The organism is Xanthomonas axonopodis pv. maculifoliigardeniae (genome assembly GCF_041519315.1).
Taxonomy (GTDB): Bacteria; Pseudomonadota; Gammaproteobacteria; order Xanthomonadales; family Xanthomonadaceae; genus Xanthomonas; species Xanthomonas euvesicatoria.
Genome location: NZ_CP167998.1, coordinates 2,606,156 through 2,621,159 on the forward strand (window position 1 = coordinate 2,606,156; position 15,004 = coordinate 2,621,159).

Annotated in this window: 13 protein-coding genes; 1 reads left to right on the forward strand and 12 read right to left on the reverse strand. The window is 65.0% G+C overall.

Annotation, left to right across the window (positions count from 1 at the left end):
• Nucleotides 1-158: 158 nt before the first annotated feature.
• Entirely contained in the window at nt 159-2,582 is a 2,424-nt protein-coding gene (locus tag ACDH77_RS11370; RefSeq protein ID WP_218488437.1) for a glycosyl hydrolase family 95 catalytic domain-containing protein, read from the forward strand.
• Between the two features lie 100 nt (nt 2,583-2,682).
• On the opposite strand, the gene ACDH77_RS11375 is transcribed toward ACDH77_RS11370, so the two are convergent.
• The 12 genes from ACDH77_RS11375 to ACDH77_RS11430 form a co-directional block, all read right to left on the reverse strand.
• The gene (locus tag ACDH77_RS11375; RefSeq protein ID WP_031423002.1) at nt 2,683-3,927 is read right to left on the reverse strand and encodes a glutamate-5-semialdehyde dehydrogenase; all 1,245 of its coding nucleotides are present in this window, start codon (nt 3,925-3,927) and stop codon (nt 2,683-2,685) included.
• Nucleotides 3,928-4,086: 159 nt separating this feature from the next.
• Nucleotides 4,087-5,241, reverse strand: a complete 1,155-nt coding sequence (proB, locus tag ACDH77_RS11380; protein ID WP_031423004.1) for a glutamate 5-kinase — start codon at nt 5,239-5,241, stop codon at nt 4,087-4,089.
• Nucleotides 5,242-5,254: 13 nt separating this feature from the next.
• Nucleotides 5,255-5,515: a YciI family protein gene (locus tag ACDH77_RS11385; protein ID WP_011347701.1), complete on the reverse strand. Its 261-nt coding sequence runs from the start codon at nt 5,513-5,515 to the stop codon at nt 5,255-5,257.
• Nucleotides 5,512-6,810 (reverse strand): argininosuccinate lyase, encoded by a 1,299-nt coding sequence (locus ACDH77_RS11390; RefSeq protein WP_011347702.1) that lies wholly within the window; start codon nt 6,808-6,810, stop codon nt 5,512-5,514. Before ACDH77_RS11390 ends, ACDH77_RS11385 begins: the two co-directional genes overlap by 4 nt.
• A 173-nt stretch (nt 6,811-6,983) precedes the next feature.
• The gene (argC, locus tag ACDH77_RS11395; protein ID WP_031423007.1) at nt 6,984-7,934 is read right to left on the reverse strand and encodes an N-acetyl-gamma-glutamyl-phosphate reductase; all 951 of its coding nucleotides are present in this window, start codon (nt 7,932-7,934) and stop codon (nt 6,984-6,986) included.
• A complete protein-coding gene (locus ACDH77_RS11400) occupies nt 7,931-8,542 on the reverse strand; it encodes a GNAT family N-acetyltransferase (RefSeq protein WP_008573396.1) in 612 nt (203 codons plus the stop codon). The genes argC and ACDH77_RS11400 overlap by 4 nt, the downstream gene beginning before the upstream one ends.
• A gap of 5 nt (nt 8,543-8,547) precedes the next feature.
• A complete protein-coding gene (locus ACDH77_RS11405; RefSeq protein WP_014090341.1) occupies nt 8,548-9,891 on the reverse strand; it encodes an acetylglutamate kinase in 1,344 nt (447 codons plus the stop codon).
• 44 nt (nt 9,892-9,935) lie between these two features.
• Nucleotides 9,936-11,036, reverse strand: a complete 1,101-nt coding sequence (locus ACDH77_RS11410; RefSeq protein WP_031423010.1) for an acetylornithine deacetylase — start codon at nt 11,034-11,036, stop codon at nt 9,936-9,938.
• 5 nt (nt 11,037-11,041) lie between these two features.
• A complete protein-coding gene (locus ACDH77_RS11415; protein WP_011347704.1) occupies nt 11,042-11,494 on the reverse strand; it encodes a GNAT family N-acetyltransferase in 453 nt (150 codons plus the stop codon).
• 240 nt (nt 11,495-11,734) lie between these two features.
• A complete protein-coding gene (locus ACDH77_RS11420; protein WP_031423013.1) occupies nt 11,735-12,973 on the reverse strand; it encodes an argininosuccinate synthase in 1,239 nt (412 codons plus the stop codon).
• A gap of 51 nt (nt 12,974-13,024) precedes the next feature.
• Nucleotides 13,025-14,056, reverse strand: a complete 1,032-nt coding sequence (locus ACDH77_RS11425; protein WP_008573404.1) for an N-acetylornithine carbamoyltransferase — start codon at nt 14,054-14,056, stop codon at nt 13,025-13,027.
• Nucleotides 14,057-14,368: 312 nt separating this feature from the next.
• Entirely contained in the window at nt 14,369-14,863 is a 495-nt protein-coding gene (locus ACDH77_RS11430) for a hypothetical protein (protein WP_029819580.1), read from the reverse strand.
• Nucleotides 14,864-15,004 lie beyond the last annotated feature (141 nt).

Below are 15,004 nucleotides of genomic sequence, written 5' to 3' on the forward strand. Positions count from 1 at the left end.
GCCGTGCGTTGCATCCCTTGCACGCCAGTCTCGGATCGGTGCGCGCAAGCCAGCACCAAGCCAACCAAACGTCATTGGCCCACCGGCAAATCGCACGCTTCCGCAGGCGCGGCAGATGCTTTACAACGTTTGATCCCACGATTGCAGCGACCGCTCGTATGCGCGATATCCCCTCACACGCCTGCGCTGACCCACACCGCCGTCGCCTGCTCACCCACCTCGGTGCGGCCGCGCTGTTGCCGTTGCTCGGCCGTGCAGGCGGTAGCGACGCGACCACGCCACCGGTACGCCCCACCCGTTCGCCGTTGCTGCCGCCCGAGCAGGCGCTGCGCCTGCCCTATGCGGCACCTGCCGCCGATGCGCAGCTGTTGCGTGAAGGACTGCCGATCGGCAATGGCCGGCTCGGTGCGCTCTGCGGCGGGGCTCCTGCCTGCGAGACGCTGTTCGTTTCCGAAGGCAGCCTCTGGTCGGGCGGCAGCAACGCAGCGCTGCAGGACGATGGCCAGTTTGCGTATACCAAGGAAGATTTCGGCAGCTTCATGCTGCTGGCCAAACTGTTCGTGGAACTGGAAGGGCATGCGCAGGCGCAGGTGTTCGATTACCAGCGCGAACTGGACATGAGCAACGGCTGCGTACGCGTGCGCTATCGCATCGGCGAGACGCGTTATACGCGCACGCTGTTCGCAAGCCACCCGGATGCGGCCATCGTGTTGCGCCTGGATTGCGAAGGCGCAGGCAGCCACCGTGGCCGCATTCGCCTGATCGATACGCATGCCGGCGCCGGTCGCGCCGACGGCGACGCTGGGCTGCGCTTCGCCGGCCAGCTCGATAACGGCCTGCGCTATGCCGCAGCGCTGCGCGTGCACAGCGACGATGGCAGTCTCGAAACAGGCGACGGCCTCCTGCAGTTTCGTGACTGCCGTGGCCTGACCATCGTGTTGTGCGGCGACACCGATTACGCCGCCGATGGCGCACGCGGCTGGCGCGACCCCACGCGCGACCCCACGCGCGACCCGCTTGCGCGGGCGCGCCACCGCGCACAGGCCGCCGCTTCAGTGCCTGCGGCGCTGTTGCTGGATACCCATGTCGCCGATCACCGTGCGCTGTTCGACACGTTGCAGGTGGAGCTTGGCCAGTCCAGCGATGCGCAGCGCGGCCTGGAAACCTGGCAGCGAATCCAGGCCCGCGCCGCGGCACCTGCGCTCCCCGACCCGGAACTGGAAGTGGCCTATCTGCAATTTGGCCGCTATCTCACCATCGCCGCCTCGCGCGATGGATTGCCCACCAACCTGCAGGGTTTGTGGCTGGAAAACAACGAGCCGCCCTGGATGAGCGATTACCACAGCGACGTCAATCTGCAGATGAACTACTGGCTGGCGGACCCGTCCGGCTTGGGCAACTGCGTCGATGCGCTGACACGCTATTGCCTGGCGCAGTTGCCGTCCTGGACACGCATCACCCAGACCCATTTCAACGACCCGCGCAATCGTTTTCGCAATACATCCGGCAAGATCGCCGGCTGGACCGTGGCCATTTCCACAAATCCGTTCGGCGGCAACGGCTGGTACTGGCACCCGGCAGGCAATGCATGGTTATGCGACAGCCTGTGGCAGCACTACGAGTTCACACAGGACCGGGGCGAGCTCACGCGCATCTATCCGCTGCTCAAGGGCGCCTGCGAATTCTGGCAGGCGCGCTTGATCGCGATGGAGGTCGCCGATGCAGACGGGCACACGCGACAGTGCCTGGTCGACGACCATGACTGGTCACCCGAGCACGGCCCGGAAAATGCGCGCGGTATTGCCTACGCGCAGGAACTGGTGTGGACGTTGTTTGGGCAATACCGCCAGGCCAGCGCCCTGCTTGGCCGCGACGCGGCCTACGCCGCGACCGTCGCCACGCTGCAGCAGCGTCTGTACCTGCCGGAAATCAGCCCGCTAAGCGGCCAATTGCAGGAATGGATGTCCCCCACCGACCTGGGTGAAGCCCATCACCGGCACCTGTCGCCGCTGATGGGTTTATTCCCCGGCCATCGCCTGCACCCGGATCTGGGGCCGCCCGCGCAGGTGGAAGCAGCGCGCAGGCTGTTGGAAGCGCGCGGCATGCAGAGCTTTGGCTGGGCCTGCGCGTGGCGGGCGCTGTGCTGGGCAAGACTGGGCGATGCGGAGCGTGCTTATGCGCTGGTGCTGACCAATCTGAAACCCTCGATCGGTCACAGCAATGGCACCGCGCCGAATCTGTTCGATATCTACGATCTCAGCCAGCACGGCGACCCCACCCTTGGCGGGGTGTTCCAGATCGATGCCAACTTCGGCACCCCGGCCGCAATGCTGGAAATGCTGCTGTATTCGCGCCCTGGCCAGATCACGCTGCTGCCCGCACTGCCCAAGGCCTGGGCCGCGCAAGGCCGCGTTACCGGCCTGGGCGCACGCGGCGGATTCACGGTGGATATGGCGTGGCGCAACGGCGTGCCGACGCAGGTCAGCGTGCGCAGTGTCGGCGGCACCCGCACCCGCATTGCCTGGGGCGCCCAGGCGCACGACATTACGCTTGCACGCGGCCAAGTGCGGCGCGTGCTGTGAGCCGGCCCCGCAGGCCGGCAGCGCCTGCAGCATGACGCCGTTGCAGGCGGCGTCTGCGTGGCGGCCGTTGATGGGTGTTCGCTAGGGGTGCCCAGCGTTCCTAATGCCGCACCTGGCCTTCGCCACGCACCACGAAGCGCTCCACCGTCAGCGCTTCCAGGCCCATGGGGCCATAGGAATGCAGGCGTGTGGTGGAGATGCCGATCTCCGCGCCCAGGCCCAATTCACCGCCATCGGAAAAGCGCGAGGAGGCGTTCACCATCACCACCGCAGAGCGTAGCGACTGCACGAATCGCTCGGCGTTGTCGGCATCCTGCGTGGCGATGACTTCGGTGTGGTCCGAGCCATACTGGCGGATGTGCGCCAGCGCCGTGTCCAGATCCGGCACCACGCGGATGGCCAGAATCAGATCCAGGAATTCCGCGGCATAGTCGTCGTCGCTGGCAGCAGCGATGTCCGGCAGCACCGCCTGCGTCGCCGCATCGCCACGCAGTTCCACCTTGCGTTCGCGCAATGCCTGCGCGGCAAGCGGCAAGAAGCGCTCGGCGATGCCAGCATGCACCAGCAAGGTCTCCAGCGAATTACAGGCCGACGGCCGCGTCGCCTTGCCATCGATCAGCAGGCGCAGCGCAAGCTCCATATCGGCGGATGCATCCACAAACAGGTGGCACACCCCCTTGTAGTGCTTGATCACCGGCACGCGCGCGTGCTCGGCGACAAACCGGATCAGGCCTTCGCCACCGCGCGGAATCGCCAGATCGACGATGTCGCTGAGCTGCAGCAGTTCCAGCATGGTCTCGCGGCGCAGATCCTCGACCAGGGTCAGCGCCGCGTCCGGCACATTGGCCTCGCGCAAGGCCCGCTGCAGTGCGCGCGCAATGGCGGTATTGGAATGGATCGCCTCCGAGCCACCGCGCAGGATCACGCCATTGCCGGCCTTGATGCACAGTGCCGCAGCGTCGGCCGTGACGTTGGGCCGCGCCTCGTAGATCATCGCGATCACGCCCAGCGGCACACGCACCTTCTGCACGCGAATCCCGTTGGGGCGCACATCTTCGCGGGTGATCCGACCCACCGGGTCGGGCAGCTGCGCCACCTCGCGCAGTGCGGCCGCGATGCCGGCCAGGCGCTTGTCGTCCAGCGCCAGCCGATCGAGCATGGCACTGCCGGTGCCCTTGGCACGCGCGGCCTCCAGATCGCGCGCATTGGCGGCCAGAATCGCCGCGGCATCGGCTTCCAGCGCGGCCGCCATCGCGTCCAGCAAGGCATGCTTGGCCGGTGCAGACAATTGCGACACCACCTGCGCGGCATCACGGCATTGCAGAGCGAGCGTTTTGATGGTCATTTGGGAGCCGGGATTGGGGAGTCGGGATTAGGGATTGGCAAAAGCGGGCGACACGGTTTTATCACTACCAGGGGTCAGTCGCTGGGACGAAGAGGCAGAGGTCTAGGGACGCAGTGCACACGCTGTTGCGAATCCCAAATCCCAAATCTCGAATCCCGGCTACAACAGCACCAGATCATCGCGATGCACCACGTTTTCGCCGTAACTGTAGCCGAGCACGTTCTCGATCTCGCGCGAGTGGCGGCCTGCGATACGACGGATATCCAGGGCCGAATACTGGCTGACGCCGCGTGCCAGACACTGGTCGCCCGCGGTGTCGCGCAGACGAATCTCCACCATGTCGCCGCGACGGAAATCGCCCTGCGCGCCGGCCACGCCGCCTGGCAACAGCGAGGCGCCCTTGCCGGTCAGGGCCGCTGCGGCGCCGTCGTCGATGAGGATCGCGCCCGCTTCCACCGGTGCGTGCCGCAGCCAGTATTTTCGCGCAGCGATGCGCGTGCGCGCGGCGTGGATGCGTGTGCCACGCAGGCGGTCCTGCGCCAGGGCGCGCACCACCTCGCCACTTCGGCCGTTGAATAGATAGGTTTCGATGCCGGCCGCACCGGCCTTTGCTGCGGCTTCCAGTTTGGTGCGCATGCCGCCGGTCCCCACGTTGCTGCCGCTGCCGCCGGCCATCGCCAGCACTTCAGGGGTGAGCTCGGGCACATCGTCGAGCGGGCGCGCCAGCGGATTGCTACGTGGGTCGGCGCTATACAACCCATCGATGTCGGTGGCGATGAACAACGCGTCGGCATCGACCAGCGCAGCCACGATCGCGGCCAGGTTGTCGTTATCGCCCAGCTTCAACTCATCCACCGAGACGGTGTCGTTTTCGTTGATCACCGGCAGCGCACCCAGCCGCAGCAACTCGCCCAAGGTGGCACGCGCGTTGAGATAGCGGCGACGGTTGCGCAGGTCGTCATGCGTGAGCAGTACCTGCGCCACCGGCCGCTCGAAAAAGCGCTGCCATAACGCAATCAGCTGCGCTTGGCCCAAGGCGGCCAGTGCCTGCCGCGCCGCGATCGGCGCGCCGACATCCGCCGCTTTGGGCAGGATGGCGCGACCAGCGGCCACCGCGCCCGACGAGACGATCACCAGCTCGCGCCCGGCTGCCAGATTGGCGGAAACGAACTGCGCCAGACCCAGCGCGAAGCGCGGGGACAGGCCACCGCCATCGGCGGCGAGCAGGCTGCTGCCGACTTTGAGCACCGCACGGCGCCACGGCGGCAGCGCCTGCTCGGTAAACGGCGACAACGTGCTGGCAGGCGTGCTCATGGCAATGGCGTCCTCAGTGCGTGTTCCACTCATACACGGTCAGTGCAGAGGCATCGCGCAGCACCAGCGGGTCGCGCGCAACGATCTGCTGCGCCTCTTGAAGCGTGGCCACGTTGACCAGCACATACGCGCCACCGCTGCGATCGCTGAAGCCGCCGGTCAGCTCGAGTTGCCCGGCGGCGCGCAATGCATCGAGAAAGTCCAGATGCGGCTGCACCACATCGGCGGGAAACCCCGGCTTGCGCAGCGCAAGCACCAGATAGCGGGTCGTCATGCGCGCAGCGCCTGCCAGCGCGCCTGCAGCACATCCAGTTGCAGGTCGGCTGCCGCACCGGGCGACACGCGCGCAGCCAGGCTGCCTTCCGGCGTGCGTCCCTGCCCTGCGGTCTCGGCGGCCTGCGCTGCGGCCTTGTAGGCCTCGCGGAACGGCACGCCGGCTACCGCGGCTTCCACCGCCACATCGGTGGCATACATGCCCGAATCGATGGCTGCGCGCAGTTTGTCCGGGCGCCATTCCAGATTGGCCAGCAAGGCCGGCAGCAGTTCCAGCGCTGCAAGTCCGCGGCCAAAGCCGTGCACGATCGCGCCCTTGCTGCTCTGCAGGTCGCGGTGATAACCCGACGGCAGCGACAGCAGCTGTTCGATCTCGGTGCGCGCTGCCGCCACGCTGGCATGCGTTGCGCGCATCAGCTCGATCACGTCCGGGTTGCGCTTGTTCGGCATGATCGAACTGCCGGTGGTGTATTGGGCCGGCAAGGCGACAAACGCGAATTCGCCGCTGGTGAACAGCGACAGATCCCAAGCGATGCGGCGCAGATCCAGCGTGGCGCTGCCGAGTGCTTCGAGCGCGGCCAGTTCGTACTTGCCGCGCGAAAGCTGGGCGTAGATCGGCGAGACCAACAGGCGTGCAAACCCCAGTTCGGCGGTGGTATGCGCACGATCCAGCGGCAGATTCACGCCATAGCCTGCGGCGGTGCCGAGCGGGTTGCTGTCGACCAAACGGACGGTGTCGTCGGCGCGCACGGCGTTGTCGATGAACGCTTCCGCCCAGCCCGCCCACCACATCCCGGCCGAGGACACCACCGCCCGTTGGATGTGCGTATAACCAGGCACCGGCAGCCCGGCCTCGGCCTGTGCGCGGTCCAACGCCACCTTGGCGATCTCCGCGCTGAGCGTGGCAACGCGCTGCAGCTTGTCCTTCAGCCACAGCCGCGTGGCGACCAGGATCTGGTCGTTGCGGCTGCGCCCGGTGTGGATCTTGCGGCCTGCATCGCCCAGACGCTCGGTCAATCGCGCTTCGATGGCGGAGTGGCAATCTTCGTATTGCGCATCGAGCACGAAGGCGCCGCTGCGAAAATCGGCGGCCAGCAGGTCGAGCTGTTCGCTCAAGCCGCCCAGCTCCTGCAACGACAAGATGCCGATGTGCTGCAGCCCCTGCGCATGCGCCTTGCTGGCAGCGATGTCGTACAGGAAGAATTCGCGATCCAGGATCACATCGTCGCCGGCCAGGAAACTCTGGATCTTGGCGTCAACGGCAACGCCAGGTTTTTGCCACAACAGATTGGTCATCGGAAAGCGTCTCGAGTAAGTCGTCCAGTTTCGATCCCCGCACATGGATGCGCGGGCTGTTGCGAGGAACTCGCTTCGTTGAATCCCCGCACATGGATGTGCAGGCTGTTGCGAGTGACTCGCTTCGTTGAATCCCTGCACATGGATGTGCAGGCTGTTGCGAGGGACTCGCATCAACGAATTGCCATCAACTCGTCCCAGCCCAGCGCAAGGTTGAGGTTTTGCATCGCCTGCGTTGCCGCACCCTTGAGCAGATTGTCCAGCGTCGCCACCACCACCACGCGCTTGTTGCCGGGCGCCAGCGTTACTCCGCCAATCTGCACACCGTGCTTGCCGGCGATGCGGCTCACCCAGGGCGCCTCGTCGACGATTTCGATCAACGGCTCGTCGGCATAACGCTGCGTATAACGCGCCTGGATCTGCTCGCGCGTCAGCGGCTGCTGCAGCCACAGGTTGACGGTCATGGTGATGCCGCGGAAATGCGGCGCCACGTGCGGCATGAACTCCACCGGCACGCCAAGCTGCGCAGACACCTCGCGCTCGTGCATGTGGTTGGTCAGCGCATAGGGCATCACGTTATTGGAGAGCAACGCAGGATTGTTCTTGTCCGAAGGCGTGGTACCCGCGCCCGAATACCCGGAGACACCGAAACACTGCGGTGGCCCGGCCAGCTGGTCGAGCAGTGGTGCGATGGTCAGCTGCATCGCGGTGGCATAACAGCCCGGGTTGCTGATGCGTTTTTGCCCGGCGTAACTGCCGCGCGTCAACTCAGGCAAGCCGTAGTACCAGGCCGGATCGAAGCGATAGTCGGCCGACAGATCGATCACCAGCGTCTGTGGCGCTGCCGCGTCGATCGCGGCGACAAAGGGCTCTGCCTTGCCATTGGGCAGCGCCAGGATCACCACGTCGGCCGCCTTGGCGGCCACCGCGTCGGCATCCAGGTTCTCGTAGCGCAGCTGGCCCTGGTAGGCATCGTTATGCTCGGCCACGGGCTGCCCGGCCAGCTCGCGCGAGGACACGAAGCTCAAGTGCAGCTGCGGATGCGCCGCCACCAGTTTGATCAATTCCGAGCCGGTATGCCCGCGGGCGCCGACAATGCCGATGGTCTTTTGTTCAACAGTCATGCGTTTGCTTCCAGGCGGAACTGCAGGTGGCGTTTGACCCCGGCCCATTCCGTATCGATGATGGAAAACACCACGGTATCGCGCGGCGTACCGTCGGCGTGGCGGGCGTGGTTGCGCAGCACGCCGTCCTGTTTTGCACCCAGCCGCGCGATCGCCGCGCGCGAGGTATGGTTGAACCAGCTGGTCTCGAACACCACGCTCAGGCACCCCAATGTTTCGAAGGCGTATTGCAGCAGCATCAGCTTGGTTTCGGTGTTGACGCCGCTGCGCTGCACGCGTGGTGCGTACCAGGTGTAGCCGATCGACAGCCTGGGCACTGCGGCATCCAGCGCGTAGTAGCGCGTGCAACCGACGATGTCGCCGGCCGCATCGCGCACCACATATGGCAACGCCGCGCCATCGGCGCAGGCGGCCAGGGCCGCAGCGATATACGCCTCGACCTGCTCCGGTGCGGGCACGCTGGTGTACCACAGCCGCGATAGCGCGCCGTCGCCCACCACCTCACGCAACCCATCGGCATGCGCTGTCTGCAGCGGCTCCAGGCTCGCATGCCGTCCACGCATGTTCGGCTGCTCGCGCCAACGTGCTGGCAAGGTGACGACGCTCATCGCAGTCAGCCCAGCAAGGTCGGCTGACGCGTCGCGCAGTGCGCAACGCAATGCTGGATCTGCTCGAAGTTTTCCAGCCCGTACCAGAACACCTTCCACTTCTCCTGCTTGATGCAACCGTCGGATTCGGCGTAGTAAAAGATATTGACCTGGTTGTTATGGCGCGAGCGCCAGAACAGCTGCGGGGTCTCTTCGCGCATCACATTCCATACCGCCCGGCCAAGACCTTCGCCCTGCGCATCGTCGAGCACGGCGAACTTGTCCAGATAGGTCAGCCTGCCCGCACCGAACTGGCCTTCGTCGGTCAGGATCACCGCCGCGCGGTAGTTTTCGCTGACATACGCGCGCAGCAACGTGGTGGTCTCGAAATACTCCGGCACCAGCGTGCGGCCGAAGCTGGATTCGATCAGCGACTTCAGGCGAGGCAGATCCAGTTCGTCCCAGGAGGTGGCGCGCAGCACGCGCTCGCCGCGCCGCACCAGCGTACCCGAGCCCTTGTGGGTGAACAGCTCCTTGGCCAGGTCCGACGGCCGGGTGATCGACACCGACGATTCCAGCGGCAGGCGATCGAGCAAGTCCTTGATCTGCTCGATCTTCACCCGCATGCCGCCGTTGATCCACGGCTGCTGCATCAGGTGGTCGAACTCGGTAGACAGGTTGATCGAATCGATCAACTTGCCATCGGCATCCAGCAGGCCGCCGGTGCCGGTGAGAAAGATGATCTTGTACGGCTGCAGCTCCTGCACCAACTCGTTGGCGGCAAAATCCGCATTGACGTTGAGGATCTGCCCGCTGGGCGTTTCGCCCAGGCTGGTGATCACCGGGATGGAGCCGGCCTGCAGACTGGCTTCGATCGGCGCCAGATTCACCGCCTTGACCTCACCGACCAGGCCGTAGGTGTCGCGATCCAGATACTCGGCCTCGAACACGCCACCGGTGATCGAGGTCGCACGCGCGCCGTTTTGCTGCAGCGCTTCCACCAGTTTCAGGTTGGAGGCCTGGAACACCTTGCGCACGATCGCCAAGGCTTCGGGCGAGGTCACGCGCAGTCCGTTGACGGTGTGCTTTTCGATGCCGGCGGCGGCCAGCTCTGCATCCAGCTGCGGGCCGGCGCCATGCAGCACGATCGGGGTCAGCCCCACTTCCTGCAGGAACGACAACGACGAGGTCAGCGCGTCCAGATCGTCGCGCAATACTGCGCCCCCCACCTTGACCACCGCAAAGCGCTTGGCATCGAGCTGCGAAAACCGCTTGAGGTATTGGCTGATTTCCTTCGCGCTGGCCATGCTGGAGAGCAGGCGCACGATGGTCTGGCGGGTTTGTTTGTGGGGTTGTGCGGAAGGGGACATTGCCGTGTTCGAAAGAGGAAAGGGAGCGCCAGGCGCGTGTCGGTTCAATGCGAACCGTTGATGATGCGATGGACCGATTCGGCGTAACCCTGCAACTGCGCCAGCGTCACGAATTCGTCGGCGGTGTGCGCCTGGGCGATGTCGCCAGGACCATACACCAGCGCGGTATAGCCGCCGGCCGAAAACAGCGAGGCCTCGGTCCAGAAGTCCACTGCGTTGCCGATCGGCAGGTCCAGCGCATCGGCCACATCGCGTGCGGCCAGGCGGCGTTCTTCCGCGCGTGCGATGTCGCCCGACGGCAGGCTCGGCCCGCGGAAGGTTTCTTCGAAATGCGCTGCCGCCGGTTCGGCGAAGCCGGCAAAGCTTGCCAGCAGTCCATCCACGTCCATCGACGGCAACGGACGAAAGCCGAAGCGCACTTCGGCTGCCGGCGCGATCATGTTGGCCTTGATGCCCCCCTCGACGCGGCCGATGTTGAAGCGCAATCCGGTCAACCCGCCGAAGCGCGCATGCGCCAGCGATTGCACATGGTCCAGGGCATTTGCGCCCCAGCGCATTGCCTGATGGAGCGCGCTGGCCGAGGGATCCTGCTTGCCCGATGCATGCCCTGCGCGCCCGGCAAACCGCATCAGCACCGAACTGATGCCACGATGCGCCAGCACCGCTTCGCCCATGGTCGGCTCGGCCACCAGGACAGCTTCGTACGGCACGCCGCGCGCCAGGAACGCGGCGATGCAGCGCGGATCATTGGCCTCTTCGTCCGAAGAAAACAGGAACGCGGCATCGCCGTTACCGGCATTGGCCGCGGCAACCAGCGCCGCCGCCGCGCCCTTGATGTCGCACACGCCCAGGCCCACCACGCAGTCGTCCAGGCGCCGCATCGCGTGCGGGTCGGCGCTCCAATGCGGCGAATCCGGCACGGTATCCAGATGCACGTTGAACAGGTACTTCGGCGTGCCGCGCACCGCGTACAAGCTCACCGCCCCTGCACCGTGATCGACCACCTCGACCTGGAACCCCGGCAGCTGCGCGCGCAGATAATCGAAGATGCCGCCTTGCGCGGCAATCGCACGCGGCGGATTGCGGGTGTCGAATGCCACCAGCGCCTGCAGGTGGTCGAGCGTGGAGGTGAGCAGGTCAGTCATGTGGGTCAGGCAGCCGTGGTGGTGGTGCGGTAGAGATCGGGATAGGCGATTTCCATCAACGCCTGCGGCCGTGCCGGCGCGGCGAAGCCGTGCTGTGCGTACAGCGCATGCGCATCGGAGGTGGCGAGCATGAAGCGACGAAGACCTTGCAGATGCGGATGGGCCATCACTGCTGCCACCAGTTGCTTGCCATAGCCGCGCCCACGGTGTGCATCGAGCACGAACACATCGGCGAGATAGCCGAAGGTGGCACCGTCGGTGATCACGCGCGCGAACGCCACCTGCCCTACGCCCGCGCAATAACCGCCGAAACACAGCGAGCCGGCGATCGCCCGCTGCACCGTGTCCAGCGGGATGCCCAGGCACCAATAGGCCTGCTCGCTGAGGAAGCGATGGATCAACGGCAGATCGAGTTCCTGCTTGTCGGTACTGATGCGTAATGCGGGCATGGGTTCCATCGCAGTGACCCTCTTCTCCCACCGGGAGAAGGTGGCCCGAAGGGGCGGATGAGGGGCGCCTCACGAAACTTCGCGAAGCAACCAGGTCGAACGCGTCGCCACGTGCCCAGATGGAGAACGATGGACGCAATGCTGCAGTAGTTCCCCATGACTGGCGCGTGGCGACGCGTTCGTCATGATCGATCTTGGAGGTTTCTGCGGCACCCCAAGCCCCTCTCCCCGGGTGAGAGGGGCTTTTGCTCAGCGGTTGACCTGCGCGTACAGCGTCGAGCTCATCCCGAACAGCTTGATGAAGCCTTCCGCTTCTTCCACGCCCCAGTCGGCCGATTGCGCGTAGGTCGCACCCTTGGTGTTGAGCAGGTGCGGCGAGCGTACCGCCACCGCATCGACGCGGCCGCCGCGAGTTTCCAGCGTCACCTCGCCATTGACCTTGGACTGCGAGGACTTCAGGAACGCCTCGATATCGCTCTTGAGCGGGTCGTGATAGAAGCCTTCGTACACCAGCTCCACCCACTTGCGCGCCACGTCCGGCTTGAAGCGGTTCTGCTGCTTGGTCAGCACCGCATCTTCCAGTGCACGGTGCGCGGTGAGCAGCGAAATCAGGCCCGGCGCTTCGAACACGATGCGGCCCTTCAAACCGATCACGGTGTCGCCGGTATAGACGCCGCGGCCCACGCCGTATTGCGCAAACAAGGTGTTGAGCTTGGCCAGGATCTTGGCACCCGGCAGCGGCTTGCCGTCCAGTTCCACCGCTTCGCCTTCGACGAACTTCAGCGTCACCGTCAACGCCTCGCTCGGCCAAGCACTGCGCGGCGCGCACCAGCCGCGCGCGCCCTCGCCCGGCGCTTCCCAACGATCGATCTCGCCGCCGGACATGGTCAGGCCCAGCAGGTTCTCGTTGATGGTGTAGGCCTGCTGTTTGGCACGCACGCCGAAACCACGCGCTTCCAGATACTTCTGCTCATAGGCGCGGGTCTGGGTGTGCTCTTTCTGGATCTCGCGGATCGGCGCCACGATCTGGTAGTCGCCCAGCGCCTTCACTGCCAGGTCGAAACGCACCTGATCGTTGCCCATGCCGGTGCAACCATGCGCAATGATGCGCGTGCCCAATTCTTCGGCACGCTTGAGCGCAGCATCCACGATCAGGTAACGGTCGGACACCAGCAACGGGTACTGGCCCTGGTACCCCTCGCCCGCCCACACGAACGGCTTGACGAAGCCTTCCCAGATCGCCGGGCCACCGTCCACGGTGACGTGGCTGGCCGCGCCCAATTCGGCGGCGCGCTTCTCGATGAACTCACGCTCTTCGGCATCCACACCACCGGTGTCGGCAAACACGGTGTGCACCGCATAGCCGCGCTCCTGCAGATACGGAATGCAGAAGCTGGTGTCCAGACCACCGGAAAACGCGAGAACGATGTCTTTGGTGCCGGGAGTCGGGATTCGGGATTCGGGATTGGTGGAAGCAGCGCTCATCATTGTTCCTTAGTACGTAAATGTGGGGGCCAAGTGTGTTGCTGTTGCGATTCTCTAATCCCGATTCCCGATTCCCGCTTGCGAAGCAAGCGCCGCCATGATCGCCTTTTGCACATGCAGCCGATTTTCGGCTTCATCGATGGCGATGCAGTTGGGCGAATCCATCACCGCATCGGTCGCCTTGACGTTGCGGCGCAGCGGCAGGCAGTGCGAGAACACGCCGTTGTTGGTCAGCGCCATCTTGCGTTCGTCGACGATGAAATGCTGGTACTGGTCGCGGATCGGCTTTTCTGGTTCCCAGTTGCCGAAGAACGGCAACGCACCCCAGCTCTTGGCGTAGACGACATCGGCGCCGGCGTAGGCGCTGTCGATGTCATGGCTGACCTGCAGCGAGCCACCGCTTTCGGCCACGTTTTGCGCGGCCCAGTCCATGTAGCGCTGATCCAGGATGTAGTCCGGCGTCGGGCACAGTAGGGTCACGTCCATGCCCATGCGCGTGGCGATGGTCAGCGCCGAGTTGGCCACCGCTGTGTTCAGCGGCTTGGGGTGGTAGGTCCAGGTCAGCACGTACTTCTTGCCACGCAGATCCTGGGTACCGAAGTGTTCCTGCAGCGCCAGCGCATGCGCCAGCTCCTGGCATGGGTGGGTGATGGTTTCCATGTTGATCACCGGCACCGGCGAATACTTGGCAAAGCTCTTGAGCACCTGGTCTTCGCGGTCCTTGGACCAGTCCACGAACTTCGGAAACGCGCGCACGCCGATCAGATCGACATAACGCCCCAGCACGCGCGCCACTTCGGCGATGTGCTCTTCGGTGTCGCCGTCCATGACCGTCCCCAGATTGAACTCGATCGGCCACGCATCCTTGCCCGGCTGCAAGACCACCGCATGCCCGCCCAGTTGGAACGCGCCCAGCTCGAAGCTGGTACGGGTGCGCATGGACGGGTTGAAGAACACCAGTGCAATCGACTTGCCCTTCAGCTCGCTTCCCAGCTTGTTGCGTTTGAACAACGCGGCCTGGGTCAACAGCGCGTCCAGCTCGGCGCGGCTCCAGTCCTGGGTGTTCAAGAAGTGCTTCAGTGACATCGATCGATCCTTTGCTGCGTGCTACTGCTGCGTTGGTCCGCCAGGAGCGACGGGGTGCGCGACATGCGCGTTTCTTGCCGTTGAAACTTTTGTGACGCCAAAACGAAAAAACCCAGCCTGGGGGCTGGGTCTTCAACGTCGGAACAGCAAACGCCCCGGCTTACCCAGCGAAAATGTGGGATTCCGGTCGGCGGGCACGCGAGGTCATGCCGGAGGCCATCCGGGCGGCGCTGGTGTCGTGCTGAAAAGCGTTTGCTTGCATAGGGCGCGAATCCTCGCACGCATGTGGGCACGGCGCAACCGCTGCGCATCTCATCGCGGCGGCGCGACGATGGCGTCCGGAATGTACGGCGTCACCGAGACCCGGATGCGCAGCCGATTGCCCGGATCTTCGGGCAGGCGCGAACGGTATTTGGTGCCCTTGTAGACATAGTCCACGTCGAAGGCGATCGGCCGGCGGAACTCGCGCGGCACTTCCACCACCTTGCAGTTGCGCCGCGTGCTGGTCGGCGGCACCGCAGCGGGCGCTGCCGGTTCGGGGCGACGCGAGAACATTTCCTTGACCGAATCGACCATGCGGTTGATGCGGCCCTCGTCCTCGGCCGGCGCTGCCGCAGCCTGTGCCGCCTGCTCGGCTTCGCATTGCTCTTCGATACGCGTGGCGCGAAGCGTCTGGTAGACCGGCTCGACATTGAGCACCTGCGCATAATCCAGTTTCACGTTCTCGATCACCACGACCCGGTTCTTGGGGTCGGGTTCTGCCGCATACGCCGGAATGACTTGCCCGGCAAACGTACACAGCAGCATGAAGAACGGAGAAGGTCGCATCAGTACCGGGAACGCGCAGCCAGGCAGTACGTAAGTGTATGGAGCTTGCGGCCGCCTGGGCTGAACGCAACCCATCCGGTGACCATCGTCAGGCTGGCGATTCGCCATCCCGCCACAACG

What these genes read in the sequence shown, in the direction of transcription:
- ACDH77_RS11370 (WP_218488437.1), top strand. Translation starts at nt 159, where the DNA reads ATGCGCGATATCCCCTCACACGCCTGCGCTGACCCACACCGCCGTCGC.
- ACDH77_RS11375 (WP_031423002.1), bottom strand. Translation starts at nt 3,927, where the DNA reads ATGACCATCAAAACGCTCGCTCTGCAATGCCGTGATGCCGCGCAGGTG.
- proB (WP_031423004.1), bottom strand. Translation starts at nt 5,241, where the DNA reads ATGAGCACGCCTGCCAGCACGTTGTCGCCGTTTACCGAGCAGGCGCTG.
- ACDH77_RS11385 (WP_011347701.1), bottom strand. Translation starts at nt 5,515, where the DNA reads ATGACGACCCGCTATCTGGTGCTTGCGCTGCGCAAGCCGGGGTTTCCC.
- ACDH77_RS11390 (WP_011347702.1), bottom strand. Translation starts at nt 6,810, where the DNA reads ATGACCAATCTGTTGTGGCAAAAACCTGGCGTTGCCGTTGACGCCAAG.
- argC (WP_031423007.1), bottom strand. Translation starts at nt 7,934, where the DNA reads ATGACTGTTGAACAAAAGACCATCGGCATTGTCGGCGCCCGCGGGCAT.
- ACDH77_RS11400 (WP_008573396.1), bottom strand. Translation starts at nt 8,542, where the DNA reads ATGAGCGTCGTCACCTTGCCAGCACGTTGGCGCGAGCAGCCGAACATG.
- ACDH77_RS11405 (WP_014090341.1), bottom strand. Translation starts at nt 9,891, where the DNA reads ATGTCCCCTTCCGCACAACCCCACAAACAAACCCGCCAGACCATCGTG.
- ACDH77_RS11410 (WP_031423010.1), bottom strand. Translation starts at nt 11,036, where the DNA reads ATGACTGACCTGCTCACCTCCACGCTCGACCACCTGCAGGCGCTGGTG.
- ACDH77_RS11415 (WP_011347704.1), bottom strand. Translation starts at nt 11,494, where the DNA reads ATGGAACCCATGCCCGCATTACGCATCAGTACCGACAAGCAGGAACTC.
- ACDH77_RS11420 (WP_031423013.1), bottom strand. Translation starts at nt 12,973, where the DNA reads ATGATGAGCGCTGCTTCCACCAATCCCGAATCCCGAATCCCGACTCCC.
- ACDH77_RS11425 (WP_008573404.1), bottom strand. Translation starts at nt 14,056, where the DNA reads ATGTCACTGAAGCACTTCTTGAACACCCAGGACTGGAGCCGCGCCGAG.
- ACDH77_RS11430 (WP_029819580.1), bottom strand. Translation starts at nt 14,863, where the DNA reads ATGCTGCTGTGTACGTTTGCCGGGCAAGTCATTCCGGCGTATGCGGCA.